General features: G+C 52.1%; 41 protein-coding genes. All 41 read right to left on the bottom strand.

Going from position 1 to position 24998, the window contains the following annotated elements; genetic code table 11:
- Window positions 1–4 precede the first annotated feature (4 nt).
- On the bottom strand, window positions 5–1117 hold the full coding sequence (locus DYE26_RS27685) for an Mrp/NBP35 family ATP-binding protein (RefSeq protein WP_036619564.1): 1113 nt from the start codon (window positions 1115–1117) through the stop codon (window positions 5–7).
- 59 nt (window positions 1118–1176) lie between these two features.
- Complete coding sequence (gene cwlD / locus DYE26_RS27680) at window positions 1177–1947, bottom strand: N-acetylmuramoyl-L-alanine amidase CwlD (RefSeq protein ID WP_036619562.1); 771 nt, start codon at window positions 1945–1947, stop codon at window positions 1177–1179.
- A gap of 70 nt (window positions 1948–2017) precedes the next feature.
- Entirely contained in the window at window positions 2018–3187 is a 1170-nt protein-coding gene (sat, locus tag DYE26_RS27675) for a sulfate adenylyltransferase (protein ID WP_036619561.1), read from the bottom strand.
- Between the two features lie 49 nt (window positions 3188–3236).
- Window positions 3237–3929: a phosphoadenylyl-sulfate reductase gene (locus DYE26_RS27670; RefSeq protein ID WP_036619559.1), complete on the bottom strand. Its 693-nt coding sequence runs from the start codon at window positions 3927–3929 to the stop codon at window positions 3237–3239.
- A gap of 270 nt (window positions 3930–4199) precedes the next feature.
- The gene (gene rpsI / locus DYE26_RS27665; RefSeq protein WP_036619558.1) at window positions 4200–4592 is read right to left on the bottom strand and encodes a 30S ribosomal protein S9; all 393 of its coding nucleotides are present in this window, start codon (window positions 4590–4592) and stop codon (window positions 4200–4202) included.
- Between the two features lie 20 nt (window positions 4593–4612).
- Window positions 4613–5050 (bottom strand): 50S ribosomal protein L13, encoded by a 438-nt coding sequence (rplM, locus tag DYE26_RS27660; RefSeq protein ID WP_036619556.1) that lies wholly within the window; start codon window positions 5048–5050, stop codon window positions 4613–4615.
- A gap of 260 nt (window positions 5051–5310) precedes the next feature.
- Window positions 5311–5646, bottom strand: coding sequence for a TFIIB-type zinc ribbon-containing protein (locus tag DYE26_RS27655; protein ID WP_036619554.1), 336 nt, complete (start codon window positions 5644–5646; stop codon window positions 5311–5313).
- A 71-nt stretch (window positions 5647–5717) separates the two neighbouring features.
- Window positions 5718–6503, bottom strand: a complete 786-nt coding sequence (truA, locus tag DYE26_RS27650; RefSeq protein ID WP_036619553.1) for a tRNA pseudouridine(38-40) synthase TruA — start codon at window positions 6501–6503, stop codon at window positions 5718–5720.
- Window positions 6504–6823: 320 nt separating this feature from the next.
- Window positions 6824–7189: a 50S ribosomal protein L17 gene (gene rplQ / locus DYE26_RS27640; RefSeq protein WP_036619550.1), complete on the bottom strand. Its 366-nt coding sequence runs from the start codon at window positions 7187–7189 to the stop codon at window positions 6824–6826.
- 35 nt (window positions 7190–7224) lie between these two features.
- Window positions 7225–8169 (bottom strand): DNA-directed RNA polymerase subunit alpha, encoded by a 945-nt coding sequence (locus DYE26_RS27635; RefSeq protein ID WP_036619549.1) that lies wholly within the window; start codon window positions 8167–8169, stop codon window positions 7225–7227.
- A 129-nt stretch (window positions 8170–8298) separates the two neighbouring features.
- Window positions 8299–8694, bottom strand: a complete 396-nt coding sequence (gene rpsK, locus DYE26_RS27630) for a 30S ribosomal protein S11 (protein WP_036619547.1) — start codon at window positions 8692–8694, stop codon at window positions 8299–8301.
- A 19-nt stretch (window positions 8695–8713) separates the two neighbouring features.
- Window positions 8714–9082: a 30S ribosomal protein S13 gene (rpsM, locus tag DYE26_RS27625; RefSeq protein WP_016310723.1), complete on the bottom strand. Its 369-nt coding sequence runs from the start codon at window positions 9080–9082 to the stop codon at window positions 8714–8716.
- A gap of 21 nt (window positions 9083–9103) precedes the next feature.
- The gene (gene rpmJ, locus DYE26_RS27620) at window positions 9104–9217 is read right to left on the bottom strand and encodes a 50S ribosomal protein L36 (RefSeq protein WP_003333770.1); all 114 of its coding nucleotides are present in this window, start codon (window positions 9215–9217) and stop codon (window positions 9104–9106) included.
- A gap of 189 nt (window positions 9218–9406) precedes the next feature.
- Window positions 9407–9622 carry a translation initiation factor IF-1 gene (infA, locus tag DYE26_RS27615; protein WP_018753971.1) on the bottom strand — a complete coding sequence of 72 codons (216 nt, stop codon included), beginning with the start codon at window positions 9620–9622 and terminating at the stop codon, window positions 9407–9409.
- A gap of 2 nt (window positions 9623–9624) precedes the next feature.
- On the bottom strand, window positions 9625–9939 hold the full coding sequence (locus DYE26_RS27610; RefSeq protein ID WP_036619545.1) for a KOW domain-containing RNA-binding protein: 315 nt from the start codon (window positions 9937–9939) through the stop codon (window positions 9625–9627).
- Window positions 9940–9942: 3 nt separating this feature from the next.
- Window positions 9943–10695 (bottom strand): type I methionyl aminopeptidase, encoded by a 753-nt coding sequence (map, locus tag DYE26_RS27605; protein ID WP_036619543.1) that lies wholly within the window; start codon window positions 10693–10695, stop codon window positions 9943–9945.
- A 5-nt stretch (window positions 10696–10700) separates the two neighbouring features.
- Entirely contained in the window at window positions 10701–11345 is a 645-nt protein-coding gene (locus DYE26_RS27600) for an adenylate kinase (protein WP_036619541.1), read from the bottom strand.
- A 94-nt stretch (window positions 11346–11439) separates the two neighbouring features.
- Entirely contained in the window at window positions 11440–12738 is a 1299-nt protein-coding gene (gene secY / locus DYE26_RS27595) for a preprotein translocase subunit SecY (RefSeq protein WP_036619539.1), read from the bottom strand.
- Window positions 12738–13178 (bottom strand): 50S ribosomal protein L15, encoded by a 441-nt coding sequence (rplO, locus tag DYE26_RS27590; protein WP_036619537.1) that lies wholly within the window; start codon window positions 13176–13178, stop codon window positions 12738–12740. Before rplO ends, secY begins: the two co-directional genes overlap by 1 nt.
- 54 nt (window positions 13179–13232) lie before the next feature.
- Window positions 13233–13418 carry a 50S ribosomal protein L30 gene (rpmD, locus tag DYE26_RS27585; RefSeq protein ID WP_036619536.1) on the bottom strand — a complete coding sequence of 62 codons (186 nt, stop codon included), beginning with the start codon at window positions 13416–13418 and terminating at the stop codon, window positions 13233–13235.
- A 12-nt stretch (window positions 13419–13430) separates the two neighbouring features.
- The gene (gene rpsE, locus DYE26_RS27580) at window positions 13431–13928 is read right to left on the bottom strand and encodes a 30S ribosomal protein S5 (RefSeq protein ID WP_036619535.1); all 498 of its coding nucleotides are present in this window, start codon (window positions 13926–13928) and stop codon (window positions 13431–13433) included.
- Between the two features lie 27 nt (window positions 13929–13955).
- Window positions 13956–14324, bottom strand: coding sequence for a 50S ribosomal protein L18 (gene rplR / locus DYE26_RS27575; RefSeq protein WP_036619534.1), 369 nt, complete (start codon window positions 14322–14324; stop codon window positions 13956–13958).
- A gap of 67 nt (window positions 14325–14391) precedes the next feature.
- A complete protein-coding gene (rplF, locus tag DYE26_RS27570; RefSeq protein WP_036619533.1) occupies window positions 14392–14934 on the bottom strand; it encodes a 50S ribosomal protein L6 in 543 nt (180 codons plus the stop codon).
- 31 nt (window positions 14935–14965) lie between these two features.
- The gene (gene rpsH / locus DYE26_RS27565) at window positions 14966–15364 is read right to left on the bottom strand and encodes a 30S ribosomal protein S8 (RefSeq protein ID WP_036619532.1); all 399 of its coding nucleotides are present in this window, start codon (window positions 15362–15364) and stop codon (window positions 14966–14968) included.
- Window positions 15365–15395: 31 nt separating this feature from the next.
- Window positions 15396–15581 (bottom strand): type Z 30S ribosomal protein S14, encoded by a 186-nt coding sequence (locus DYE26_RS27560; RefSeq protein WP_010348808.1) that lies wholly within the window; start codon window positions 15579–15581, stop codon window positions 15396–15398.
- 45 nt (window positions 15582–15626) lie between these two features.
- The gene (gene rplE / locus DYE26_RS27555) at window positions 15627–16169 is read right to left on the bottom strand and encodes a 50S ribosomal protein L5 (RefSeq protein WP_036619531.1); all 543 of its coding nucleotides are present in this window, start codon (window positions 16167–16169) and stop codon (window positions 15627–15629) included.
- 32 nt (window positions 16170–16201) lie between these two features.
- Entirely contained in the window at window positions 16202–16555 is a 354-nt protein-coding gene (gene rplX, locus DYE26_RS27550; protein ID WP_082207655.1) for a 50S ribosomal protein L24, read from the bottom strand.
- Window positions 16556–16593: 38 nt separating this feature from the next.
- Window positions 16594–16962: a 50S ribosomal protein L14 gene (rplN, locus tag DYE26_RS27545; RefSeq protein WP_036619525.1), complete on the bottom strand. Its 369-nt coding sequence runs from the start codon at window positions 16960–16962 to the stop codon at window positions 16594–16596.
- Between the two features lie 35 nt (window positions 16963–16997).
- Window positions 16998–17261, bottom strand: a complete 264-nt coding sequence (gene rpsQ / locus DYE26_RS27540; RefSeq protein ID WP_036619522.1) for a 30S ribosomal protein S17 — start codon at window positions 17259–17261, stop codon at window positions 16998–17000.
- 50 nt (window positions 17262–17311) lie between these two features.
- Entirely contained in the window at window positions 17312–17512 is a 201-nt protein-coding gene (gene rpmC, locus DYE26_RS27535; protein ID WP_018759704.1) for a 50S ribosomal protein L29, read from the bottom strand.
- Complete coding sequence (gene rplP, locus DYE26_RS27530) at window positions 17502–17936, bottom strand: 50S ribosomal protein L16 (protein WP_036619518.1); 435 nt, start codon at window positions 17934–17936, stop codon at window positions 17502–17504. Before rplP ends, rpmC begins: the two co-directional genes overlap by 11 nt.
- A gap of 2 nt (window positions 17937–17938) precedes the next feature.
- The gene (rpsC, locus tag DYE26_RS27525; RefSeq protein ID WP_036619517.1) at window positions 17939–18607 is read right to left on the bottom strand and encodes a 30S ribosomal protein S3; all 669 of its coding nucleotides are present in this window, start codon (window positions 18605–18607) and stop codon (window positions 17939–17941) included.
- A gap of 13 nt (window positions 18608–18620) precedes the next feature.
- Window positions 18621–18953, bottom strand: coding sequence for a 50S ribosomal protein L22 (gene rplV / locus DYE26_RS27520; RefSeq protein WP_009226643.1), 333 nt, complete (start codon window positions 18951–18953; stop codon window positions 18621–18623).
- 38 nt (window positions 18954–18991) lie between these two features.
- Window positions 18992–19270, bottom strand: a complete 279-nt coding sequence (gene rpsS / locus DYE26_RS27515; protein WP_036619516.1) for a 30S ribosomal protein S19 — start codon at window positions 19268–19270, stop codon at window positions 18992–18994.
- Window positions 19271–19347: 77 nt separating this feature from the next.
- On the bottom strand, window positions 19348–20178 hold the full coding sequence (gene rplB, locus DYE26_RS27510; RefSeq protein WP_036619514.1) for a 50S ribosomal protein L2: 831 nt from the start codon (window positions 20176–20178) through the stop codon (window positions 19348–19350).
- A 28-nt stretch (window positions 20179–20206) separates the two neighbouring features.
- On the bottom strand, window positions 20207–20497 hold the full coding sequence (gene rplW, locus DYE26_RS27505) for a 50S ribosomal protein L23 (RefSeq protein WP_036619513.1): 291 nt from the start codon (window positions 20495–20497) through the stop codon (window positions 20207–20209).
- Complete coding sequence (rplD, locus tag DYE26_RS27500; protein WP_036619512.1) at window positions 20497–21120, bottom strand: 50S ribosomal protein L4; 624 nt, start codon at window positions 21118–21120, stop codon at window positions 20497–20499. Before rplD ends, rplW begins: the two co-directional genes overlap by 1 nt.
- Window positions 21121–21147: 27 nt before the next feature.
- The gene (gene rplC / locus DYE26_RS27495) at window positions 21148–21771 is read right to left on the bottom strand and encodes a 50S ribosomal protein L3 (protein ID WP_036619511.1); all 624 of its coding nucleotides are present in this window, start codon (window positions 21769–21771) and stop codon (window positions 21148–21150) included.
- 47 nt (window positions 21772–21818) lie between these two features.
- Window positions 21819–22127 (bottom strand): 30S ribosomal protein S10, encoded by a 309-nt coding sequence (gene rpsJ / locus DYE26_RS27490; RefSeq protein ID WP_006676490.1) that lies wholly within the window; start codon window positions 22125–22127, stop codon window positions 21819–21821.
- A 424-nt stretch (window positions 22128–22551) separates the two neighbouring features.
- Window positions 22552–24135 carry an FAD-dependent oxidoreductase gene (locus tag DYE26_RS27485; RefSeq protein WP_036619510.1) on the bottom strand — a complete coding sequence of 528 codons (1584 nt, stop codon included), beginning with the start codon at window positions 24133–24135 and terminating at the stop codon, window positions 22552–22554.
- A 20-nt stretch (window positions 24136–24155) separates the two neighbouring features.
- Window positions 24156–24986, bottom strand: coding sequence for a MurR/RpiR family transcriptional regulator (locus DYE26_RS27480; protein WP_036627487.1), 831 nt, complete (start codon window positions 24984–24986; stop codon window positions 24156–24158).
- Window positions 24987–24998 lie beyond the last annotated feature (12 nt).

Raw genomic sequence — 24998 nt, 5'->3', positions numbered from 1 at the left:
GAGGTCAGTCTTTTTCGCATTTGCCGGCGATCTTTACGGCCAGCTCATCATACAGTTTACCGGTCGGCGTATCCGCTTTATATACCGAAGGCGAGAAGTCGGGCTCCGCCGGATGATTGTCCGGCGCGCCCAGCGGAATTTGCGCGAGCAGCTCGGTATGGAGCGATTCCGCCAACCGGGCGCCGCCGCCTTTGCCGAAGATATATTCCTTTTCCCCGCATTTCGAGCATTCATAATACGCCATGTTCTCGACGACGCCCAGCACCTCGTGTTCGGTTCTTAACGCCATCGCCCCCGCTCTGGCCGCCACGAAGGCCGCCGTGGCATGCGGCGTCGTTACGATGATCTCCCGGCTCTGCGGGATCATTTGGTGCACATCGAGCGCAATATCGCCCGTTCCCGGCGGAAAATCAAGGAGCAGATAATCCAGTTCGCCCCAATGAACATCGTTAAAAAATTGGCGCAGCATCTTGCCGAGCATCGGTCCCCGCCAAATGACGGGATTGTTGTCCTGAATAAAAAAGCCCATCGACATGACTTTTACGCCAAACCGCTCCACCGGAATGATCGCCCCGTCTTCCACGCCGGGCGCCTCCTCAATGCCCATCATATCGGGCACGCTGAACCCGTAAATATCCGCGTCGATCAATCCGACCCGCTTGCCTTGGCGGGCCAGCGCGGCCGCCACATTTACCGTAACGGTCGACTTGCCGACTCCGCCCTTCCCGCTGGCCACGGCAATAAAATGCACGCCGGACGCAGGATCGAGAATCGGCAGGCTCTCCAATCCGGCGCCGTGACCCTTCAGTTCCCTGCCGCCTTCCGCCTGCCCGGATGCGCCGCCGCCGAAGCCGCCGGCTTCTTCCCGCTCCCGCTCCGACGCTTCACGGAATCGAATATGTACGTCAGGCACGCCCGCCTCGGCCAAACGATAGCGGATTTCCCGCTCTACTTGCGCCAGTTCCCCGCTGTCCTTGTCCATGCAAACTACGGTTAAAGCCACCCGGTCCTCTTTGATCATCATATCGCGAATCCATTGCATCTCCACCAGGCTTCGCTTTGTCGTCGGTTCGGCAACGGGACGCAAGGCAGCCTGAAGTTCATCCTTCGTTAACAATGAAAGCACCTCGACTTCATCAGATAATTGGCTGGTTCATCATGATGTTTATTATAGCATTACCTGACGCCGTCTGCCGGGCTTTTGATTTTTTCGCCGGAGTAATAGCGCAGTATCCCTTGATAAATCGAAGCGGCGACTCTACGCTGGTAGGCTTCGCTGCCGAGCAGCGAGGCTTCATCGGGATTGGACAGAAAGCCGACCTCCACGAGCACCGAAGGTACCTGCACCGCCTCCAGCAAATAAACGGTTTTATCCGACGGCTTGGCGACCCGGTCCGTATTTTCCAGGTTGCGTTTCAGCTCTTCCTGAACAAGCGCCGCCAAATTGGCGCTATCCGCATGATTGGGGTAGTAAAACGACTGGGCCCCGCGCCAGCGCGGCGACGGAATGCTGTTCATATGAATGCTCACCAGCAGATCAGCCTGCTTCTCCTCAACAAAACGGACCCTGCGCTTCAAATCCTCCGTTTTGCGTTTGCTGTACCCTTGCGTTCCTTCACTCGCGAGATCCTTATCCACTTCCCGCGTCATGACGACGACCGCCCCGGCCTGCTGCAAATAATCGCGCAAATACAGCGATACGGCCAGATTGATGTCCTTTTCGATCAGCCCCTGCCGGCTGACCGCGCCCCCGTCCGGACCGCCGTGCCCCGCATCAAGCGCAATAATCCGCCCCGCAAGCGGAAGGCTCCAGTATTTCCACACCTTTTGCGCAGGAGCTTGATACATCGCTATGCCGATGAGCAGGGCAATAAGGACTGCACCGATCAGCGCTTTTTTGATATGGTTCAAGGTTATCCATAACGTTACCTTATCTTTTCCGCCCATAAAAAAGCCACCTTTCTCCCTCATGACATTAACCATGATATGGGACAAGGTGGACAAATATGACTGGCCGTTAACTTGTTACTTGCGATATCATGCCTTCAATCAGCACCTGGGCCACCTCGGGGCGGGTAAACTCCGGCGGCGGGCAGATCCCCTCGCGGAGCAGTCCCCGCACTTTAGTGCCGGATAAAGTCAGATGATCCTCTTTCGGATGCGGGCAGGTTTTGCTGGAAGCCATGTTGCCGCATTTCGTGCAAAAGAAGCTGTGCTCGAAAAAGAGCGGCGAAATGCCAAGCTCCTCGGCGGTAAAGTTCGTAAAAATCTCCTGCGCCTCATACGTTCCGTAGTAATCGCCGACCCCGGCATGATCGCGCCCGACGATGAAATGCGTGCAGCCGTAGTTTTTCCGCACCATCGCATGGAAAATCGCTTCACGCGGGCCGGCGTAACGCATCGCCGCAGGGAATACGCCCAAGAACGTGCGGTCTTTAGGGTAATAATTTTCGAGCAGCGTCAAATAGCTCTTCATCCGCACGTCCGCCGGAACATCGTCGGACTTGGTCTCGCCGACCAGGGGGTTCAAAAACAGGCCGTCCACGATCTCCAGCGCGCTCTTTTGGATATATTCATGGGCCCGGTGCACCGGGTTGCGGGTCTGAAAGCCCACGACCGTCTTCCAGCCCTTCTCGGCGAATATACGGCGCGTGTCCGCCGGATCGAAGTAAAACTCCCGGAAGCGGGCCGGCTGCGGCCGATTAAGCACCTGTACCGAACCGCCGACATAATACGGCGAACGTTCAAACAGCTTTCTTACGCCAGGGTGCTCGATATCGTCGGTTTTGAAGACGTTTTCGGCTTCCTCCCCATGGTCGACTTCATAAATGCTTCCAATTTCAAGCAGCCCGTAAATAACGCCGTCCTGTTCTCCGGTCAACGCGACCTTTTCCCCTACGGCCAGCAGCTTCGCCTGCTCCTTGCTGACGGACAGGGTAATCGGGATGCTCCATACGGTACCGTCGGCCAGACGCATCCGCTGTACCACGGAACGGTAATCCGCTTCGTTCATAAACCCGGTTAACGGGGAAAAAGCGCCGACCCCAATCAGGTCCAAATCGGATATCGTCCAGGCATTGATAGGAATCGACTGAAGTTCCCGCGCCAACGCCAATAATTCATTACGCTCCTCGCCGGTTACGAGTTTGTTCACCAGGCTGCCGCCATGCGGTAATATCGCCGTCATTAGATCTCCCCCAATTTCCATTTCGGTTGTAGCTTCCGCAACCCGCGTCTTACTTGTGCAAGCCGCATTCCGTCTTTTCCGTGCCGGACCAACGCCCTGCCCGCGGATCTTCGCCAGGCATAACCGGCCGCGTGCAGTGCTCACAGCCGATGCTCGGGTAATTGCGATCGTGCAGGGGGTTGTAAATGAGCTTGTTCTCGCGGATGTAGTTCCATACGTCGTCCGATGTCCAGGCTGCCAGCGGATTAAATTTGACCAGCCCGAATTTTGCGTCGTATTCGACCTTCTTGGCATTGGCCCGGGTCGGCGCCTGGTCGCGGCGAATTCCCGTAATCCAAGCCTCATAGCCGCCAAGGACGCGGGTCAGCGGCTCCACCTTGCGGAGATTGCAGCAGGCGTTCGGATCGGATTTCCACAATTCATCCCCGTACTTCTCCGCCTGCTCCCCCGGCGTAAGCTTCGGGGATACACGTACAAACTCCAGATTATATTGGGCCGCAATCGCATCGCGCGTCTCATAGGTCTCTTTAAAGTGAAAATCGGTGTCCAAATAAAAAATATCGGTGGATGGACTGATCTTCTGCAGCATGTCTACAATTACGACATCTTCCGCGCCGAAGCTGCAGGCGAAAGTGATGTTTGGAAACGCCTCGACCGCCCAGGCAATAACTTCCTGCGGGGTAGAGTTTTCAAATTCCTCCGCCTTCGTGTGAATCAGCTGTTCTTTTTCCAATAAATTCAATGATTCCGACCTCCCGTTCAGGTTTGTCTAAGAATGGAATAAAACCGACTAATCAGATTAGAATTATATTTTTAAGTATAAAACATAAACATGAGAAGTCAACCCAAAAATTTCATTTTGGAAAAAAGCCCAGCTTTCCAACTTGGAAAGACTAGGCCAGTGTGTAAATTGCTACAATGATATATATGAATTGGGACATCTTTTATGTGTATGTACGAAAAGGCAAAAAGCCCTCCTCCGGGATTCGGAGAAGGGCTATATTTGCAAATATTAACGTTTCGAGAACTGAGGCGCGCGACGAGCGGCTTTGAGACCGTATTTCTTACGTTCTTTCATCCGCGGGTCACGAGTCAGGAAGCCTGCTTTTTTCAGCGCCGGACGGAATTCCGGATCCGCTTTGAGCAGAGCGCGGGAAATCCCGTGACGGATTGCGCCGGCTTGGCCGGAAATACCGCCGCCATGAGCGATAACGATAACGTCGTAGTTGCCGAGCGTTTCCGTCAAAGCCAGAGGTTGTTTTACGATCAGCTTCAGCGTTTCCAGACCGAAATAATCGTTGATATCGCGTTTATTGATGACAATGCGTCCTTCACCCGGTACAAGGCGAACACGAGCTACCGAATGTTTACGACGACCTGTCCCATAGTATTGTACTTGTGCCATGAAACTGTCCTCCCTTTTAATTATCCGCGAAGTTCGTAAACTTCAGGTTTTTGTGCCGCATGTGGATGCTCTGTGCCAGCGTAAGCTTTCAATCTCAGCTTCATTTTCTCGCCTTGGCGAGTTTTCGGCAGCATGCCGTGAACGGCGGACTCGATAACACGTTCAGGTTTCGTTCTCAGCAAATCCTTGGCTGTAGTCACTTTCAAACCGCCCGGATGCAGGGAATGACGATAGTACTTTTTGTTGTCCATTTTTTTGCCGGTCAGGGCGATCTTCTCCGCGTTGATGACGATAACAAAATCACCGCAGTCAACGTGTGGAGTGAATTGTGGTTTATGTTTACCGCGGATGAGAGCGGCAGCTTCGCTTGCCAGACGGCCCAGCGTCTTGCCTTCGGCATCGATGATATGCCATTTGCGCTCTACTTCGCCCGGCTTCGCCATATAAGTGGTACGCATGTAATGATCCTCCTTCAATATCTTCCGAAATGTTTCCATCATGCCGCAAACGATCATGCTCTTCGGGCGCAGGACCTTCCGGCACATTTATCTTCGATCGTTTCGTTCCAAGTTGGTAATGCAATGTCATATGTTAGGTCGGTTCTCTTGAGCGGGGCTGTGGGAGAGCCATCAAGAAAACACAACTTTTATTTTACAGGAAGGGCAAATAATACGCAAGCTTTTTTTAAAAGCTTTACCGCTAAAATACCGCTTTGCGGTTAATCGAACAGATCGCCAAACACGTCAAGCACGGACTTTTTCTTCTTATGCTTATAGTGTTTGTCATAACCGTGTTGCGAGTATCGCGGATCGTATCCCTGTTGCCCCTGTTGGGGGTAGCCGCCGTACCCCTCGTTGGACTTCGGCTTTGGCCGGTCGTAATCCCGCTCGTACCACTCGTTGAAAGCCGGCCGGATTTCCCGCACTTCGCTCATCAGCTTCTCCAACTCGCCGCGGTCCAGCCAAACCCCTTTGCAATCCGGGCAAACATCGATCAAGACGCCATCCTTCTCCACTTCTCTCATGCGCACATCATTACATACCGGACATTTCATGCAAAAAACCTCCTTGGGCTATGCCAATAATCACATTTTTAAATATGTTACGTATGAGTCCGTCCGGGGTTTCACAACCGAAGGGCTGTTTCGTCGTATTCGACGCTCCACAGCATCAAGCCTTTGCTTTCGGCCGTGGGGCCGGCTGCCTCGCGGTTGCGCGCTTCGAGAATGAGCGGAATGTCCTCCGGCTTACGCTTGCCCTCTCCGATCTCCAGCATCGTGCCTACAATGATGCGAACCATGTGCTGCAAAAAGCCGTTGCCGGTAAAATACAAGTGAATAACGCCCTGCCCATCACTGCCGGAAGCATCCGGCGATGTCTCCGTTTCCAGCCGGGCATCATAAATCGTGCGAACATGACTGGGTTGCGTGGAATGGCGCGAGGCGAAGGAGGTGTAATCATGCGTACCGACCAAAAAGGCCAGCCCTAAGCGCATCGCCTCAATATCGAGCCGGCCGTAATGGTGCAGCTGGTAGTTTCGTTGAAACACGTCGGGAAAACGGTTCCCGTTGATCGTATAGCGATATGTTTTGCGTTTGGCCGACCGTCTGGAATGAAAGGATAGCGGCACCTCTCTGGCCGAAGTCACCCGGATATCGGAAGGAAGACGGCTGTTCAGCGCCAGGCACCAGCGTTCCACCGGAATCTTCGCCGCCGTCGGGAAATTAAACGGCTGCTGGCGGGCGTGTACGCCGGCATCCGTGCGTCCGGAGCCGTGGATTTTCACCCGCTCCCCGGTGAGCCCGAAGATCGCCGCTTCCAAATGGTCCTGCACGGTGTTGCCGCCTGGCTGGGTTTGAAAACCGTAATAGTTCGTGCCGTCGTAACTGACGGTCATCAGCAAATTACGCATCGGTTCCTTCCTTCCTGAGTCGCTGAGTGGTCTACATATGTTGAATTAATGGCTGGTCGGATGGAGGCAGACGTGTGAAATGTTCTTACGATCGCTGCTGTTCGCGGATTTCTTTGATTTAGTAAATTCAAACATGGTAGAAATCCGCTCACAAAGGCGAACGCTCCGCTTCTTCAGAATCATTTCAGCCTCTTGCCTATTTTCCTCCCTGTCTCAAGCTCAGCTTATGCAGACTCACAGAAAAAAACTCTCCGAAAGCTTAGCCATATGGCGAGCCGACAGAGAGTTTTACACGCTTTGGTTGGGGAGATCCCCGTGAATTAAGCCCGGTCTACCAGTTCCAGATAAACCATAGGAGCAGAGTCGCCGCGGCGGGGTCCCAATTTCAAGATACGGGTATATCCGCCCGGACGCCCGGAGTAACGAGTCGCCAGTTCAGTGAACAGTTTTTGGATTGCGTCCTGCTCACCGTCGATCGATTCGCGGCGAACGTAAGCCGCCACTTGACGACGGGCGTGCAAATCTCCGCGTTTAGCTTTGGTGATCAGCTTTTCAGCGATCGAACGGACTTCTTTCGCTTTCGCCTCCGTCGTTTGGATGCGCTCGTACAAGAACAGGTCCGTTACCAGGTCACGGAACAAAGCTTTACGTGCGCTGGAATCGCGGCCCAATTTTTGGTATGCCATGAGTTTTCCCTCCTTCGCTAAAACGATTCGTGATCTTATTCTTCAGTGCGTAGTCCCAAACCAAGCTCCTCGAGCTTCTCTTGAACTTCCTCCAAAGACTTGCGGCCAAGGTTGCGCACCTTCATCATATCTTCTTCGGTTTTCGTCGTCAGCTCTTGCACCGTGTTAATGCCGGCACGCTTGAGGCAGTTATAGGAACGAACGGAGAGATCAAGCTCTTCAATCGTCATTTCAAGCACTTTTTCTTTCTTGTCTTCTTCCTTCTCAACCATGATTTCAGCGTCCTTCGCTTCGTCCGTCAATCCGACGAACAGGAAGAGATGCTCGGTCAAAATTTTCGCGCCGAGGCTAACCGCTTCTTCAGGTTTGATACTGCCATCGGTCCACACTTCAAGCGTCAGCTTGTCATAGTTGGTCACTTGGCCAACGCGGGTGTTCTCCACCACATAATTGACGCGAGTAATCGGGGTATAGATCGAATCGACGGGAATGACACCAATCGGTTGATCATCTCGTTTATTCCGATCTGCCTGAACATAACCACGGCCGCGGCCCGCATAAATGCGCATGTGAAGTCTCGAACCCGGTTCCATCGTTGCGATATGCAGATCCGGATTCAAAATTTCCACGTCGCTGTCCGCACGGATATCCCCTGCCGTAATCACGCCTTCGCCTTCCGCATCGATTTCGAGAATTTTCTCTTCATCGGAGTGGATTTTCAGCGAGAGAGCTTTCAGGTTCAGGATGATTTCCGTAACGTCTTCCATGACGCCCGGGATGGTCGAGAATTCATGCAGAACTCCATCGATTTGGACCGAGGTTACCGCAGCACCCGGCAAAGAAGATAGCAAAATCCGGCGAAGCGAGTTGCCCAGTGTGGTGCCATATCCACGCTCAAGTGGTTCTACTACAAATTTCCCATAGGTGCCTTCTTCGTTAACTTCTACGGTCTCAATTTTTGGTTTTTCGATTTCTATCACGAAGTACCCCTCCTTCAAAACGTCGTTCCTTTGAAACTGCCTTGTTTGCTGAAGTCGATCATGTAGTATGCCTAAACAACCATTGTTACCAAGTGGCGCTGTTGTTATACCACATTCAGTACGGCTTCATTAAACGCGGCGGCGTTTTGGAGGACGGCAGCCGTTGTGAGGAATCGGAGTCACGTCTTTAATCATGTTTACTTCAAGACCTGCCGCTTGCAGCGAGCGGATAGCGGCTTCACGGCCGGCGCCAGGACCTTTGACCATAACTTCAACAGTCTTCATGCCATGCTCCATAGCCGCTTTTGCAGCCGATTCCGCGGCCATTTGCGCGGCAAACGGCGTCGACTTACGGGAGCCTTTGAAACCGAGATTACCGGAGCTTGCCCAAGAGATCGCGTTGCCGTGCGGATCCGTAATGGTAACGATCGTATTGTTGAAGGTGGAGCGGATATGTGCCACACCAGATTCGATATTTTTCCGGTCACGACGTTTCGTGCGTACGACTTTTTTTGGTTTAGCCATTGTCTGTTATCCCCCCTTCTTATTTCTTCTTGTTCGCTACCGTACGACGAGGACCCTTGCGAGTACGGGCATTCGTTTTCGTACGTTGTCCGCGAACCGGCAAGCCGCGACGGTGACGCACACCGCGGTAGCAGCCGATTTCGATCAAACGTTTAATATTTAAGGAAATTTCACGACGCAGGTCGCCTTCCACCTTGACCGTTTTGTCGATCGTTTCGCGTAGTTTGCTAACCTCATCTTCCGTCAAATCACGAACACGAGTGTCCGGATTGATGCCTGTTTCTTTCAGGATTTTCTGGGAAGTCGTTTTACCGATTCCGAAAATGTAAGTTAAGGCGATCTCAACGCGTTTATCACGTGGCAAATCCACACCAGCAATACGTGCCATTTTACGCTACACCCCCTTCTATTAACCTTGTTTTTGTTTGTGTTTCGGATTTTCGCAAATCACCATGACATTGCCTTTGCGACGAATGACTTTGCATTTTTCGCAAATCGGCTTTACAGAAGGTCTTACCTTCATGTTGATTACCTCCTAAAAGTTTTACGTTAAGTAAAACTAACTTCGAAAGCACGAGCATGTTTTGCGCAGCAAAACGCTCTTCGTAAGATAAACCAAGTTTTACGGATGTAAAACTTTCTCGTCAGCATTGGTTTGAAACAACTCAACCTGCATATTGTACCACAAAACAGCGGCATATGCCAGAGCCAACTATTTACGGTAAGTGATCCGGCCTTTTGACAAATCATAAGGCGACAGTTGGACAACCACTTTGTCCCCGGTCAAAATACGGATAAAGTGCATCCGCAGCTTCCCGGAAACATGAGCGAGAATTTGATGGCCATTCTCCAGCTCAACCTTGAATGTTGCATTCGGCAGCGGTTCAATGACCGTGCCTTCGACTTCAATGACATCTTCTTTAGCCACAGTCAGTCTCCTTTCTCTTCAGCCTCGGAACTTTCGGATTTCAAATAGACAAGCACGGCGTGACGCAGCTTCGCATTTGTAACCCGGCCGCTCTCCTGCAAACTATGAACAACCTCGCTGCTGACCGTGGGCAGTAGCTCAAGATGCTGGACGTTTTTTCGTTTCGGCTGGTCAAACTTGCGTTTGTCCCCGTCCGCGATCAGGACGAACCTGTCGTCCACGATCTGCACGATCACATTCACCGTCCCGGCATCCCTGCCTTTTAGAACTTTCACCAATTGGCCCGGCTGCGCTTCCGAACGTTGTTTCACATTCATCACCTACGCGTCCAGCTTTGTGAAAATTTCCATACCGTCAGGCGTTACGGCCACCGTATGCTCGAAATGAGCGCACAACGAACCGTCCACCGTAACGACCGTCCAATTGTCATCCAGCGTTTTGACATACCTTTTCCCCATGTTAACCATCGGTTCGATCGCCAGGACCATCCCGGGTTTGAGCCGCGGCCCCCGGTCAGGCATGCCGTAGTTCGGAATTTGCGGTTCTTCGTGCAGCTTGGATCCAATGCCGTGTCCGACATATTCCCGAACGACGGAAAAACCCGCAGCCTCGATATGCTGCTGAATCGCATGCGAAATCGTGAACAAACGGACATCCGGCTTGACGAGCGCCAGGCCCGCGTACAGCGATCCTTCGGTCACTTCAAGCAACCGCTTGGCTTCCGCCGAAATTTCGCCCACCGGATAGGTCCACGCCGAGTCGCCGTGGTAGCCGCGATACTCCGCGCCGATATCCAAACTGATGATATCGCCTTCGTTCAATTTGCGTTTGCCGGGAAATCCGTGTACCAATTCTTCGTTGACCGAAGCGCAAATGCTGTAAGGAAAACCGTTGTAACCCTTGAAAGACGGCACGGCGCCCTGACTGCGAATAAATTTGTCGGCGATCTGATCGAGTTCCCCCGTCGTAATTCCTGGCTCAATCGATTGCGCCATGAGCCTGTGCGTTTCCGCTACGATTCGCCCAGCTTCTCGCATAAAGCCCAGTTCCGTTTCGGATTTACAGATGATCATTACACCTAACCTCGCAGTAAAGATACGATTTCTTTCGAGACCGCATCGATTTCCTGTTCGCCGTCCACTTGGCGCAGCAAACCTTTGTCTTCATAAAACTTCAGAAGCGGTGCCGTTTTGTTGATATATTCGTCCAAGCGGGTGCCTACCTTCTCCTCGGTATCGTCGGAGCGCTGGTACAGCTCGCCGCCGCATTTATCGCAGACACCCTCCTGCTTGGGAGGATTAAAGATCACATGATAAGTGGCGCCGCAGGATTTGCAAATCCGGCGTCCGGTCAGCCGCGCCAGCAGCTTGTTCCGGTCCACTTTCAGGTCGATAACGTGGTCAAGCTTGCGTCCCAGTTCCTTAAGCAGTTCCTCCAGCGATTCCGCTTGCGAAAGGGTTCTTGGAAAGCCGTCCAATAAAAAACCTTTTTCGCAATCGGACTGCTGCAGGCGCTCGCGGACGATGCCCACCGTGACGTCATCAGGCACCAGAAGGCCTTGATCAATATACTCCTTGGCTTTCATCCCTACGGGCGTTCCCTGTTTGATGGCCAAGCGGAACGCATCGCCGGTGGAGATGTGAGGAATACCGAATTCATTGACAATGACTTCGGCCTGTGTTCCTTTTCCCGCTCCGGGAGGTCCCATGAAAAGCAGGTTCATGTCTCTCACTCCCTCCAAAAATCGCACCATGTCAATAAACAGCACGATAGGTCCCAGGCGAGCCCAGCAGCAGCCCGATCCTGGTACCTATCGCCTATTTATTGATAAAGCCTTTATAGTGACGTTTGATCAACTGACCTTCGATCGTCTTCATCGTATCCAGCGCAACGCCGATAACGATCAGGATCGAAGTACCGCCAATAAGAACCGTACGCGGCAGATTAGCCAATGCGCCGAGGCCCATAGGCAGAATGGAGATGGCCGCGAGGAACAGGGAACCGGTCATCGTCAAGCGGGTTAGAACCCGGATGAGATAAGTTTCGGTCGCTTTCCCCGGACGAATTCCCGGAATGTATCCGCCGTTTTTCTTCATATTCTCAGCCATTTGCTGCGGGTTCATCTGTACGAACGTATAGAAGAACGTAAAGCCGATGATCATGACCACATACAGCACGATTCCAAGCGGAGCATTCGTGGACAGGTTGTGGGTGACCCATTGCGCCCAGGCATGCGTCGACCAGAAGCTGGCGATCACGACCGGGAACTGCAGCAAGGAGACCGCAAAAATGACCGGAATAACGCCTGCGGCGTTGATTTTCAGCGGAATATGCGTATTTTGCCCGCCGTACATCTTATTGCCGACAACGCGTTTGGCGTACTGCACCGGAATCTTCCGGACGGCCTGCTGGATGTAAATGACACCGATGACGATCAGTACGCACACGAGGAGAATCGCGATGGATTTCACCACGTTCATGAATGCTTGCCCTTCAACGATAAATTCCGATTGGGCGATCGTTGTGATATGCGTAGGAAACGACGCAACGATTCCGGCAAAGATGATCAACGAGATCCCGTTGCCGATGCCTTTATCGGTAATTTGCTCACCAAGCCACATCAAGAACGAAGTGCCTGCGGTCAACACGATCGCAATAACCAGATAATCCGCAAAGGTCGCGTTAGGCACCATTTGCGTTCCATACAACCGATTGAAGCCAATCGATGTGGCAAACGCCTGAACGATAGCCAATATAACCGTACCGTAGCGGGTTACCTGGGCCATCTTCTTTTTCCCGTGCTCCCCTTGTTTAGCCCATTCCGCAAACTTCGGAACGACGTCCATGGACAAGAGCTGCACAATGATGGAAGCCGTGATATAAGGCATGATCCCGAGGGCGAAGATCGAGAAATTCGCCAAAGCGCCTCCCGAGAAGGTGTTCAAGAGCCCGAGCAGATTGTTTCCCGATTCGTTTACCGTCTGAAATACCGACGCATCAACGCCCGGAACCGGAACGAAAGATCCGATTCGGTAAATGAGAAAAATAAACAGCGTAAAGAGAATGCGGGTGCGCAGGTCCTGAACATGCCATATGTTCTTAATGGTTTTAAACATTAGATCACCTCGGTTTTACCGCCGGCAGCCTCGATTTTCTCTACCGCAGATTGGGAGAACTTGTTCGCTTTCACTGTCAATTTGACAGTAACTTCGCCGTTGCCGAGAATCTTGATGCCGCTCTTCGCGTCTTTCACGATTCCTTGTTCAAACAACAGTTCAGGAGTTACTTCCGTATCCGCCGCAAATTTGTTCAAATCTTGGATGTTGACAATCGCATACTCTTTCCGCGTCGGATTAATAAATCCGCGTTTCGGCAAGCGACGATACAACGGGTTTTGACCGCCTTCAAATCCCGGACGGACACCACCGCCGGAACGAGCGTTTTGACCTTTGTGACCACGGGTAGACGTTTTACCCATTCCGCTCCCCGTACCGCGGCCAACGCGCTTGCGCTCGTGGCGGGATCCGGGAGCCGGAGAAAGCTCATGTAACTTCATCGTTCGTTGCACCTCCTTATTTATTGTTGGTTCTTATATAATACTCAAAACCTGTTAGGCTTCGATTTCTTTAACCGAAACCAAGTGGCTTACTTGATTCACCATGCCGCGGATGGCCGGATTGTCGTTGTGAACCACGGTTTGGTTGATTTTGCGAAGACCCAAGGTTTTCACGGTAGTACGTTGGTTCTCCGGACGACCGATCAAACTACGCACGAGGGTAATTTGCAGTTTAGCCATGAGATTCCCTCCTTAACCGAGAAGTTCTTCGACGGTTTTACCGCGTAATTTCGCAACATCCTCAGCGCGTTTCAGACGGGACAAACCCTCCAAAGTCGCATTGACCATGTTGATGGAATTCGAAGAACCTAGAGATTTTGTCAAAATGTCGCCCACGCCAGCCAGCTCAAGCACAGCGCGAACCGGACCGCCGGCGATAACCCCGGTACCTTCAGACGCCGGTTTCAGGAGCACACGGCCGGCACCGAAATGTCCGGTAACCAGGTGAGGAATCGTCGTGCCTACGAGCGGAACGTGAATCAGGTTTTTCTTCGCATCTTCAATCCCTTTGCGAATCGCATCGGGAACTTCGCCTGCTTTACCGATGCCGGCGCCAACCCAACCTTTGCCGTCGCCGACAACCACGAGCGCGCTGAAGCTAAAACGACGTCCGCCTTTAACTACTTTAGCTACGCGGTTAATATTTACAACTCTTTCAGTCAGTTCTAAAGTGTTCGGATCTACACGCAAGTCGTTAACCTCCTTTTAGTGAATATTTTAGAATTCCAGACCTGCTTCGCGGGCTGCGTCAGCCAAAGCCTGAATCCGTCCATGATACAGGTAACCCCCACGGTCAAACACAACGCTCTTGTAGCCTTTGCCTACAGCGCGTTTCGCGATCAGTTCGCCGACTTTACGGGCGGATTCCACGTTGCCGCCGTTGCCGATCGATCCGTTCAGCTCTTTGTCCACGGTCGAAGCGCTAGCCAGCGTTACGCCTGCCACATCGTCGATCAGTTGGGCATAGATATGTTTGGAGGAACGGTATACGTTCAGTCTTGGACGTTCAGCCGTACCTTGAACTTTCGTCCGCACGCGCAGATGTCTTTTCAGACGAGCTTTGTTCTTATCGCCTTTTGTAATCATGACTTTCCTTTCACTCCCTTCGGTTTACCTTCAAGACGCCAGAAGGACAGGGCCGCTAAGCAGAAACTTATTTCTTCTTACCGGCTTTACCTTCCTTACGAATGATGCGTTCACCTTCATACTTGATCCCTTTGCCTTTGTAAGGCTCAGGCTCGCGAACGGAGCGGATTTTAGCGGCGTATTCGCCTACGCGCTCCTTATTGATCCCTTTAACGATGATCTTTGTATTCGAAGGTACTTCAAATTCGATGCCCTCTTCCGGAGTGATTTCAACCGGGTGAGAGTAACCTACGTTCAGAACGAGCTTTTTGCCGGACAAGCTTGCGCGATATCCGACGCCGACCAGTTCAAGCGACTTCGAGAAGCCTTCCGTTACCCCGCTGACCATGTTGTTCACTACCGAACGGGTCGTGCCATGCAGAGAACGATGTAATTTATTATCAGAAGGACGCTCAATGGTAATCACGTTGTCTTGAACCGTTACCTTGATGTCCTTATGCAGCTCACGAGACAAAGTACCTTTCGGTCCTTTTACCGTAATCACGGTGTTGTCGAGTGTGACGTTCACGCCACTTGGTACTGTAATTGGTTTGCGACCAATACGAGACATGTATTTGCACCTCCTTGTGATAAGACGTTAATTACCAAACGTAGCAAACAACTTCGCCGCCGGCTTTGGACTGACGAGCTTCCTTATCGGTCATAACTCCTTTGGATGTGGAGATGATCGCGATACCCAAACCGCCGAGGACACGAGGGATTTCGTTGCTTTTCGTGTACACGCGAAGGCCTGGCTTACTGATTCTCTTCAAACCGGAGATAACGCGTTCGTTGTTAGGGCCGTATTTCAGGAAAATACGGATGATCCCTTGCTTGTTATCATCGATATATTCTGCATCGCGGATGAAACCTTCACGCTTCAGGATTTCAGCGATTTGTTTCTTGATCGTCGAAGCAGGCAGTTCTACCGTTTCGTGACGCACTGTGTTCGCGTTGCGAATACGTGTAAGCATATCTGCAATTGGATCTGACATAGTCATACGTGTAAACCTCCTTCCCGTTGTTGATAAATTACCAGCTTGCTTTTTTCACGCCAGGAATCTGGCCTTTATAAGCTAATTCACGGAAACAAATTCTGCAAATTTTGAATTTTTGCAATACCGAGTGTGGACGACCACAACGTTCACAGCGGGTGTACGCCCGCACTTTGAATTTCGGTGCACGTTGTTGTTTAACTTTCATCGAAGTTTTTGCCACTTTAGCCTGACACCTCCCAGATAGTTTCGGAGAATAACGACTTGGTTACTTTGCAAAAGGCATGCCCAGCTGCGTCAACAGCTCACGGGCTTCTTCGTCGGTTTTTGCTGTCGTCACGATAACGATATCCATACCGCGAACTTTGTCGACTTGGTCGTATACGATCTCAGGGAAGATCAACTGTTCCTTGAGGCCAAGCGTATAGTTGCCGCGTCCGTCGAAAGCTTTCGTCGATACGCCGTGGAAGTCGCGCACGCGAGGAAGCGCAATGTTAAACAGTTTGTCTAGGAAGTAATACATGCGGTCGCCGCGAAGCGTTACTTTCACGCCGATCGGCATGTTCTCACGAAGTTTGAAACCGGCAATCGATTTCTTCGCACGCGTGATAACCGGCTTTTGGCCAGCGATCAGCTGCATATCGTTCACTGCGGAATCAAGCACCTTGGAGTTGGCCACGGCTTCGCCGACGCCCATATTGATAACGACTTTCTCGATTTTAGGCACTTGCATTACGGTTGTATAGTTGAATTTTTGAACCAAAGCAGGCGTCACTTCGTTCAAAAAGCGTTCTTTCAATCTTGCTGCCATGAATCATGGACCTCCTTTCTTACATTCCTGGATTAGTCGATTACTTCTCCGGATCTCTTGGCTACGCGAACTTTTTTGCCGTTGTCCAATACTTTGTAACCGATACGGGTTACTTTTCCGCTCTTCGGATCAACATGCATAACGTTCGAAACGTGAATCGGAGCTTCTTTCTCGATGATGCCGCCTTGCGGATTCAGCTGGTTAGGCTTTTGGTGTTTCTTGATCATGTTCACACCTTCCACAAGCACGCGGTTCTCACGAGGATAAGCGGCGATGACGCGACCTTTCTTCCCTTTGTCTTTACCGGAGATCACGATGACCGTGTCGTCTTTCTTAACGTGAAGCTTATTGTTATGAGATTCAAGGATCTTTTTCAGTCTAGGCACTTGGTTTACACCTCCTGTTAAATCGGGGTAGGGGTTATTTAGATAACTTCCGGAGCCAAGGAAACGATCTTCATGAAGTCCTTGTCGCGAAGTTCACGGGCAACCGGACCGAAGATACGCGTTCCGCGCGGGCTTTTGTCTTCTTTGACAACAACCGCCGCGTTTTCGTCGAATGCGATGTAGGAACCGTCTTTACGGCGAACCGCACGTTTCGTACGAACGACAACCGCTCTGACTACGTCTCCTTTTTTGACAACGCCGCCTGGTGTTGCTTGTTTGACGGAACAAACGATCAGATCCCCGATTTGTGCTGTACGACGACCGGTACCGCCCAGAACGCGAATACACATCAATTCCTTCGCGCCGGAGTTGTCGGCAACCTGCAAACGTGTAAATGGTTGAATCATCGATATTTCCTCCTTTCAGCCTGTAGCCTTCGCTATCAGATAATAACCGCTTCTTCTACGACTTCAACGAGTCTCCAGCGTTTGTCTTTGGACAGCGGGCGAGTTTCGGCGATTTTTACGGTATCTCCGATTTTCGCGGTATTGTTCTCATCATGCGCTTTAAATTTTTTCGTGTATTTAATGCGCTTGTGGTACAGATCATGCTTCTTGTACGTTTCTACAGCAACAACGATCGTTTTGTCCATCTTGTCGCTGACGACTTTACCAATTTGCACTTTACGGCTGTTACGTTCGCTCATGGTTAGCCTCCTTCCTGGACTTGGCATTTCGCTTAACGCTTAGGCGCTTCTTAACTGATGATCCCGAGTTCTCTTTCACGTAATACGGTTTTAGCACGAGCTATTTCCTTGCGCACGTCACGGATCCGAGTCGGGTTATCGAGTTGGCCGGTAGCCAACTGAAAACGGAGGTTAAAGAGTTCTTCTTTAAACCCGGCGATTTTTTGTTCGATTTCTGCAGTGGTTAAGTTGCGAAGTTCATTAGCTTTCATTTGCTTCACCACCCAATTCTTCACGTTTCACAAACTTCGTTTTGATCGGCAGTTTGTGGGCGGCAAGACGCATAGCTTCGCGTGCGATTTCCTCCGATACACCGGCAAGCTCAAACAGAATCTTGCCAGGCTTCACAACTGCGACCCATTTTTCTACGTTACCTTTACCGCTACCCATCCGGACTTCAAGAGGCTTTTGAGTAATCGGCTTGTCAGGGAAAATTTTGATCCATACTTTACCGCCCCGTTTGATGTAACGCGTCATTGCAATACGCGCCGCTTCAATTTGGCGGTTGGTGATCCAAGTCGGCTCAAGAGCCTGCAGGCCGAATTCGCCGAAGTTCAGTTCGGTGCCGCCTTTAGCTTGGCCTCTCATATTACCGCGTTGCTGCTTGCGGTGTTTTACGCGCTTTGGTACCAACATGATTAGTTGCCTCCTTCCTGAGCAGCTTGTTGTTTCTTAGCCGTAGGAAGAACCTCTCCACGATAGATCCATACTTTTACGCCGATGCGGCCGTAAGTCGTATGCGCTTCTGCCGTACCGTAATCGATGTCGGCGCGGAGCGTATGAAGTGGAACAGTTCCTTCACTGTAGCCTTCCGTACGGGCAATTTCAGCACCGCCGAGACGGCCGCTGACTGCCGTTTTGATCCCTTTCGCTCCCGAACGCATCGTTCTTTGAATCGCTTGTTTCAGCGCACGACGGAAAGAAACGCGGCGTTCCAGTTGTTGTGCGATGCTTTCTGCGACCAGAATCGCGTCAAGATCAGGGTGTTTGATTTCAGAAATGTTGATGTGAACCTTTTTGCCGCCTGCGATTTTCGTAATTTCCCCGCGCAGGATTTCCACTTCCGAACCGCCTTTACCGATAACCATGCCCGGTTTGGCTGTGTGGATCGTTACGTTCACACGATTTGCCGCTCTCTCGATTTCAATCCGAGATACCGCGGAGTCTTTCAGTTTGTTTTTCAGGTGTTCACGAATTTTAACGTCTTCCAGCAAAAGATCACCAAAATCTTTGCCAGCGTACCATTTGGATTCCCAATCACGGATAATCCCTACTCGTAGTCCGACCGGATTTACCTTTTGGCCCACACGTTTTCCCTCCTTATTTTTCGGATACCACCAATGTAATGTGGCTGGTGCGTTTGTTGATCCGGCTAGCGCGACCCATTGCCCGCGGACGGAAACGTTTCATCGTCGGGCCTTGGTTGACGTACGCTTGCGTAATCACCAATTTATTAACGTCCATAGAATAGTTATGTTCAGCGTTGGCAATCGCCGAATTCAAAAGCTTCTCCACGATCGGGGAAGCCGCCTTTGGCGTGTGGCGCAGAATCGCGATCGCATCGCCGACTTGCTTGCCGCGGATCAGATCGACTACGAGCTGAGCCTTGCGCGGAGCAATGCGGATAGATCTTGCATGTGCTTTAGCTTCCATGTGTAATGACCTCCTCTCAAGCGAAGAACTTATTGGAATTAACGTCTCGTTTTCTTATCGTCATCCGTATGACCTTTGTAGGTACGGGTTGGGGCAAATTCGCCCAGTTTGTGTCCGACCATATCCTCGGTTACGTATACCGGAACGTGTTTGCGTCCGTCGTATACACCAAACGTATGACCAATGAATTGCGGGAAGATCGTGGAGCGGCGGGACCAGGTTTTGATCACGACTTTTTTGCTCGACGCGTTCATTTCCTCCACTTTCTTCAACAGGTAACCATCAACAAAAGGCCCCTTTTTCAGACTGCGACCCATTCATTTATCCTCCCTTCGTCTGACTGCAGAATTCGCCGTTTTATCCACAAGCCGCGAAGTGATCCGCGTGATGCGGATTACTTCGTACGGCGGCGAACGATATATTTATCAGAAGCTTTGCCTTTTTTACGCGTTTTGTAACCCAGGGTCGGTTTGCCCCAAGGCGACAACGGAGATTTACGGCCGATCGGAGCGCGGCCTTCACCACCACCGTGAGGGTGATCGTTCGGGTTCATGACGACACCGCGGACTTCCGGACGTTTGCCGAGCCAGCGGCTGCGTCCCGCTTTACCGATTTTCACGAGCTCGTGGTCGCCGTTGCCTACGGAACCGATCGTTGCGCGGCAAACTTTCAGGACTTTACGAACTTCGCCGGATGAAAGGCGGATCGTTACATATTTCTCCTCTTTACCGAGCAATTGGGCTTCCGTACCGGCGGCGCGAACCAATTGTCCGCCCTTGCCGGGCTTCAACTCAATGTTGTGGATTACGGTACCCACCGGGATGTTCTCGAGCGGCAGCGCGTTCCCGATTTTAATGTCGGAACCTGCGCCGGATTCGATCACGTCGCCTACTTTCAGGCCCTTAGGAGCGATGATATAACGTTTTTCGCCATCGGCGTAGTGGATCAAAGCGATGTTCGAGGTGCGGTTCGGATCGTATTCGATCGTAGCAACGCGGCCTGGAATTCCATCTTTGTTCCGCTTGAAGTCGATGATGCGGTATTTGCGTTTATGTCCGCCGCCATGGTGACGAACGGTGATTTTACCTTGGTTGTTGCGGCCGGCCGTTTTGCTCAGCGGCGCAAGCAAAGATTTCTCCGGCTGATCCGTCGTGATTTCTTCGAACGTCGACACGCTCATCGCGCGTCTTGCCGGGGATGTCGGTTTGTACTTTTTGATAGGCACGAGATTTCCCTCCTTACTTTAAACGATTTTATACCGATTCAAAAAATTGGAGCGGCTTGCTGTCAGCGGTCAATGTAACAAACGCTTTTTTCCATTCAGGAGTGTATCCGGAGTAGCGTCCGTAACGTTTCAGCTTCCCTGGTACGCGCAAGGTGTTTACGTTTTTGACTTTCACACCGAAGATCGACTCTACGGCTTGTTTGATTTCGGTTTTGTTGGCGCGAATATCAACCTCGAAAACGTATTTCAGGTCATTCATATATTCGGTCGAACGTTCCGTAATCACCGGGCGTTTGATAATATCGCGAGGATCTTTCATTACGCGAGCACCTCCTCTACCTTCTGAACTGCTTCTTTCGTAATGATCAGTTTGTCGTGCGTCAGCACGTCGAGAACATTAATGCCGTCTGCCGCTACGAATTTAACGCCTGGGATGTTGCGTGCGGAAAGCGCCACATTGTCGTCGTAGCTTGGAGCTACAACCAAAGCTTTGCGATCCACTTTCAGGTTGTTCAAAATCGCCGCGAACTCTTTCGTCTTCGGAGCGTTCAAGCTCAGCGCGTCAAGCACGATGATGTCTTGATCGATCACTTTCGAAGACAAGGCCGATTTGATCGCCAAACGGCGAACCTTCTTCGGCAGCTTGTAAGCATAGCTGCGCGGAGTCGGACCAAACACGGTGCCGCCGCCTACCCATTGAGGGGCGCGGATGGAACCTTGGCGCGCACGGCCCGTACCTTTTTGTTTCCAAGGTTTACGGCCGCCGCCGCGAACTTCGGAGCGTCCTTTGACTTTGTGGGTGCCGAAACGCAGGGAAGCGCGCTGCATGACAACAGCTTCATGAAGAACGTGCGTGTTCGGCTCGATCCCGAATACCGCGTCATTCAATTCCACTTCGCCCACTTGGCTACCGCTAATATTGAAAAGTGCTACTTTTGGCATTTGATGTTCCTCCTTTCTTGAGGGCTATTATTTCTTAATGGTTTGCTTGATTTTGACGAAGCTGTTTTTCGGGCCCGGAATGGAGCCTTTAACGAGCAGAACGTTGCGTTCCGCATCAACGCGGATAACTTCAAGGTTTTGAATCGTCACGGTTTCATGTCCCATATGTCCAGGCAGGTTTTTGCCTTTGAATACGCGGTTGGCCGCGATCGAACCCATGGAACCCGGTCTGCGATGGTAACGGGAACCGTGCGCCATCGGGCCGCGGCTTTGTCCCCAGCGTTTGATTACGCCTTGGAACCCTTTACCTTTCGAAATGCCGGTTACGTCAACAAATTCGCCCTCGGCAAAAATATCGACTTTGACCTCCTGGCCAACTTCGTATCCCGCCAAATCAACACCGCGAATTTCGCGAACGTAGCGCTTAGGCGTTGCGCCTGCTTTTTTCGCATGCCCAACTTCCGGCTTGTTGGCTCTGGCTTCCTTCTTGTCGGAGTAGCCGAGCTGAATGGCTTCATAACCGTCGTTCTCCACGTCTTTCTTTTGCAGAACCACATTGGAGCCCGCCTCGATTACCGTTACGGGAATGACATTCCCTTCAGCGGTAAATACTTGAGTCATTCCGAGTTTTTTTCCTAAGATACCTTTCATGTTGACACCTCTTTTCCTTTCCTGATTACCTTACGATAATGTGGGTATTACAATTTGATTTCGATATCTACACCGGACGGCAGGTCCAAGCGCATCAAGGCGTCCACGGTTTGCGGAGTCGGGTTCACAATGTCGATCAGACGTTTGTGCGTCCGCATTTCGAATTGTTCCCGGGAATCCTTGTACTTGTGCACCGCACGGAGAATGGTAATGACTTGTTTTTCCGTAGGAAGCGGAATCGGCCCGGATACGCCGGCACCCGAACGTTTTGCCGTTTCAACGATTTTCTCTGCGGATTGATCAAGAATTCTGTGGTCGTAAGCTTTCAAACGAATACGAATTTTTTGCTTTGCCATTTTAGTCCCTCCTTCTATCGCCCAATTTAGTATCGGACATACTCCGTGAAAATTTTCTGACGCCCTCCCATGGCAAAGGGGCCGGGTGTGTCAGTAACCTCTCACATCATCGCAACGTCACAGAACAACATTCACTATTATATAGAAAAGGTAGGCGGAATGCAAGAAATTATTTTAAGGTAGTTCAAAAAGTCCGCTTTTAATCACGAAGTGAATCAGGAAGTAACTCGGCATCGAATCTTGAGTTCAGCCGGGCCTTCCGTTGTTCACGTACCCAAAACGTACGCTCCGCTACTCAGCGCCTGGCTTCATCCAACCTTCTCGGTGCTGAAAACCGGACTTTTTGAACATGCACTTAAAAAATAAAACCACAAATCCCCGGGGGGGACAGGTGGTTTCGGTAATGATGGCACGTATCGTTGCGCTAGATTTCATCGTTAATGGAGGAGGGCCAGTGAAGCTGGACTCCCTGCGATTCGATCCACGCCTGAAATGTCTTTAAATGGTACTCCCGCTCCCGAATCTCCCGGGGCGTGATATGATGCTTCAAAGCATAAGCGGCCATGTGCCCGGCGGCCTCGCCGATATTCCATTCGATCGGGTGCAGCCGGTAGCAGCCGTTCGTAATTTGCGTTGTCCCGATGTTTTTGCAGGCGGGCAGCAGATTTTGCACCCGCACCGGCAGCAGCGCTCCCATCGGAATTTCGAACGGATAGTTCGGTATATAGAAGCCGCGGCGCGATTGGGTCGTGGCATGCAAATCAAGCGGGTAGCTGCCTACCCCTACGCTGTCCTCATACCGCTTAATGCCAAGCTCCCCGCGCAGCTCCTTGCTGACGTCATGCTCCGTAATCGTGTAGAGGGCCCTAATGCGCCGGGATTCCCGGATGTAAGGGTACTTGGCCAGTCCGTCTTCCGTTCCGAGCACATCCCCGCGGAGCCGCAGGCCCGGGTATCCCTTCCCGCCGTCCGGCCGCGGAGACTCCGTCTGCAGCCAATACAGGAGGGACAAGCTGAGCTCGCGCGCTCCTTCCAAATGCCGCCGGCGTTCTTCCTCGGACACTTCGTAGATCATGCCCAAGTCGAAATCGTTCTGCGCCCAGTTGATCAGGGAGATGTCGCTTTGATAAAGTGCGCCGCAGAACAGGGCGGGGTCGATGATGCGGCGGTACGTCCAAAGGGACGGCCGCCCGCTGTCGTCCGGGAACAGCGTAAACTCCTGGTCGTTATCCGGGTCCACCCCATCCCCCACAATCCAGCCCAGCTTCGGCAGACTCGAGTGAGGCTGCGTGTACCGCCGCCAATACTCATAGGACGCCGGCTTGCAAATCGTATAGTCTCCGCCGGGAACATAATCAAGCGCAAACACATGCGTAAATGCTTGAACGTCATACGGCCTCGCTTGGTCCAGCGCATGCGGCTCCCCGGTCTCCGTCTTGGATTCGGCTCCGGTTACGTATTCGACTCCGGCCAAGGGCAAAATATCCCCGCATTCGGTAGCGTCGAGGAAATACGTCCCCCGCAGCGTCCACTCCTCATCCCGGTTCAGCCTTCTGACGGCAACGGATTTCACCGCATCTCCACGCGTCCCCGCCCGGACAGCGCGCACCCGATACATTACCGTGATTCGGCCGCTGTTCACATAGGGCGCGAGCATATCGCAGAGCACCCGCAGCGCCGCTTTCGGCTCATGGCACAGCCGGCTGACCCAGCCGTTGCCCGGGTTTAACAGCGGATCGTTCATCGCCTGTCCGGTCAGCGGATAATTTTGCCGGTAGTACTCCCTTACCCGGTTTCGGAATTCGCGGTACGTTCCGGTGCAGCCGAAGCTTTCGATCCACTTGTGCTCGTCGGGCGGAACCGCCTGGCTCGTCAACTGCCCGCCCAGCCAGTCCGTTTCTTCGGTCAAGATGACGGAATAACCCGCCTTGGCGACGGCCAAAGCGGCCATACAGCCGCCAAGCCCACCGCCAAGCACGATAACGTCCGCTATTCTTTCTCTTTCCATGCCTTGCATCCCTCCGTCTGTCAGTAGATTTTATCGATGACGGCCCGGGCCGTCTTCTCTTTCATATGTTTCGCACGCTCAAGATCCTTTAAGGACAATCCTTCGCATAGCAGATCTATGACAAAAAGCTGCGATATTTTCGCGCTCATGGAGCCTCCCTCAAGCGGTGATTCCTTCCCCGCCGTCAGCAGCACTAGGTCCGCGATGCTTGTAATCGGCGACTTGGCATAATTCGTCACGGCGATGACCTTGGCTCCGCCGCTTTTGGCTTTGGCCAGAATGTCGTTCGTATCTTTGCTGCTCCCGGAAACGCTGAAGCCGACGGCCACGTCCCCCTCCTCCAGCAGCACGGCGCTCATCGCCTGCATATGGCTGTCAAAGGCCGCTTCGGAACGTCTGCCCAACCGCAATAAACGGTTTTTGGCATCCAGTGCCGTAATGCCGGAGGAGCCGACGCCGATGAACTGGATGTGCCGGGCTTTGTCGATCAACTCGACCGCCGCTTCCAGCGTGTTCCGGTCAAGCAAACTTAGGCTGGCCTGCAGCACCTTCACAACGTTGCCGCACACCCGCTCGATATAATGCGCCTCGCGCTCTTCGAGTTTGTTCTCCTCGATTTTGCGCAGCATTTGACTCTGGGCCAGCGCCAGCCGGAACTCCTGGTAGCCTTTAAATTTGATTTTCCGGCAAAAGCGAATCACCGTCGTTTCCCCGACGCCCGAAGCTTCGGCAAACTCGGTAATCGAGGAATACAGCACCTCATCCGCATGCTCCAGCACCCGCCTGGCGACCTTCTGCTCCGATCTCGTCAGCGAAGGGTAATAGCTGCCGATTTCCGCGATCAAATCCATGGGGGTTCTGAT

Origin of the sequence: Paenibacillus macerans, from assembly GCF_900454495.1 — a bacterium.
In the GTDB taxonomy this organism is placed as follows: domain Bacteria; phylum Bacillota; class Bacilli; order Paenibacillales; family Paenibacillaceae; genus Fontibacillus; species Fontibacillus macerans.
The sequence above is the reverse complement of the archived record's forward strand: the minus strand, read 5'-3'. Positions and strand labels throughout refer to the sequence as shown.

Bases quoted from the DNA above. Each gene is read 5' to 3' on its own strand.
- rpsI (WP_036619558.1), bottom strand. From the start codon at position 4,592: ATGGCACAAGTACAATACTATGGGACAGGTCGTCGTAAACATTCGGTA.
- rplR (WP_036619534.1), bottom strand. From the start codon at position 14,324: ATGATTACAAAAGGCGATAAGAACAAAGCTCGTCTGAAAAGACATCTG.
- rpmC (WP_018759704.1), bottom strand. From the start codon at position 17,512: ATGAAAGCTAATGAACTTCGCAACTTAACCACTGCAGAAATCGAACAA.
- rplM (WP_036619556.1), bottom strand. From the start codon at position 5,050: ATGCGTACCACTTATATGGCGAAGCCGGGCGAAGTAGAGCGCAAATGG.
- rpsM (WP_016310723.1), bottom strand. From the start codon at position 9,082: ATGGCACGTATTGCTGGTGTGGATTTGCCACGTGATAAACGCGTTGAG.
- rpsQ (WP_036619522.1), bottom strand. From the start codon at position 17,261: ATGAGCGAACGTAACAGCCGTAAAGTGCAAATTGGTAAAGTCGTCAGC.
- DYE26_RS27610 (WP_036619545.1), bottom strand. From the start codon at position 9,939: ATGAATGTGAAACAACGTTCGGAAGCGCAGCCGGGCCAATTGGTGAAA.
- map (WP_036619543.1), bottom strand. From the start codon at position 10,695: ATGATCATCTGTAAATCCGAAACGGAACTGGGCTTTATGCGAGAAGCT.
- cwlD (WP_036619562.1), bottom strand. From the start codon at position 1,947: ATGGGCGGAAAAGATAAGGTAACGTTATGGATAACCTTGAACCATATC.
- rplP (WP_036619518.1), bottom strand. From the start codon at position 17,936: ATGTTGGTACCAAAGCGCGTAAAACACCGCAAGCAGCAACGCGGTAAT.
- rplC (WP_036619511.1), bottom strand. From the start codon at position 21,771: ATGAAAGGTATCTTAGGAAAAAAACTCGGAATGACTCAAGTATTTACC.
- rpsJ (WP_006676490.1), bottom strand. From the start codon at position 22,127: ATGGCAAAGCAAAAAATTCGTATTCGTTTGAAAGCTTACGACCACAGA.
- rpsH (WP_036619532.1), bottom strand. From the start codon at position 15,364: ATGACTATGTCAGATCCAATTGCAGATATGCTTACACGTATTCGCAAC.
- rplF (WP_036619533.1), bottom strand. From the start codon at position 14,934: ATGTCTCGTATTGGTCGCAAACCAATTACAGTACCAAGTGGCGTGAAC.
- secY (WP_036619539.1), bottom strand. From the start codon at position 12,738: ATGTTTAAAACCATTAAGAACATATGGCATGTTCAGGACCTGCGCACC.
- rpsK (WP_036619547.1), bottom strand. From the start codon at position 8,694: ATGGCTAAACCAAAAAAAGTCGTACGCACGAAACGTCGTGACCGGAAA.
- rplN (WP_036619525.1), bottom strand. From the start codon at position 16,962: ATGATTCAACCATTTACACGTTTGCAGGTTGCCGACAACTCCGGCGCG.
- DYE26_RS27485 (WP_036619510.1), bottom strand. From the start codon at position 24,135: ATGGAAAGAGAAAGAATAGCGGACGTTATCGTGCTTGGCGGTGGGCTT.
- DYE26_RS27600 (WP_036619541.1), bottom strand. From the start codon at position 11,345: ATGAACCTGCTTTTCATGGGACCTCCCGGAGCGGGAAAAGGAACACAG.
- rplV (WP_009226643.1), bottom strand. From the start codon at position 18,953: ATGGAAGCTAAAGCACATGCAAGATCTATCCGCATTGCTCCGCGCAAG.
- rplO (WP_036619537.1), bottom strand. From the start codon at position 13,178: ATGAAGTTACATGAGCTTTCTCCGGCTCCCGGATCCCGCCACGAGCGC.
- rpsS (WP_036619516.1), bottom strand. From the start codon at position 19,270: ATGGGTCGCAGTCTGAAAAAGGGGCCTTTTGTTGATGGTTACCTGTTG.
- sat (WP_036619561.1), bottom strand. From the start codon at position 3,187: ATGACGGCGATATTACCGCATGGCGGCAGCCTGGTGAACAAACTCGTA.
- rpmD (WP_036619536.1), bottom strand. From the start codon at position 13,418: ATGGCTAAACTGCAAATTACCCTCGTGCGTAGTTTGATCGGTCGTCCG.
- rplW (WP_036619513.1), bottom strand. From the start codon at position 20,497: ATGAAAGATCCTCGCGATATTATCAAACGCCCGGTGATTACGGAACGT.
- rplD (WP_036619512.1), bottom strand. From the start codon at position 21,120: ATGCCAAAAGTAGCACTTTTCAATATTAGCGGTAGCCAAGTGGGCGAA.
- rplE (WP_036619531.1), bottom strand. From the start codon at position 16,169: ATGGCAGCAAGATTGAAAGAACGCTTTTTGAACGAAGTGACGCCTGCT.
- rpmJ (WP_003333770.1), bottom strand. From the start codon at position 9,217: ATGAAGGTAAGACCTTCTGTAAAGCCGATTTGCGAAAAATGCAAAGTC.
- DYE26_RS27655 (WP_036619554.1), bottom strand. From the start codon at position 5,646: ATGAAATGTCCGGTATGTAATGATGTGCGCATGAGAGAAGTGGAGAAG.
- DYE26_RS27480 (WP_036627487.1), bottom strand. From the start codon at position 24,986: ATGGATTTGATCGCGGAAATCGGCAGCTATTACCCTTCGCTGACGAGA.
- rplQ (WP_036619550.1), bottom strand. From the start codon at position 7,189: ATGGCATACCAAAAATTGGGCCGCGATTCCAGCGCACGTAAAGCTTTG.
- truA (WP_036619553.1), bottom strand. From the start codon at position 6,503: ATGCGTAATTTGCTGATGACCGTCAGTTACGACGGCACGAACTATTAC.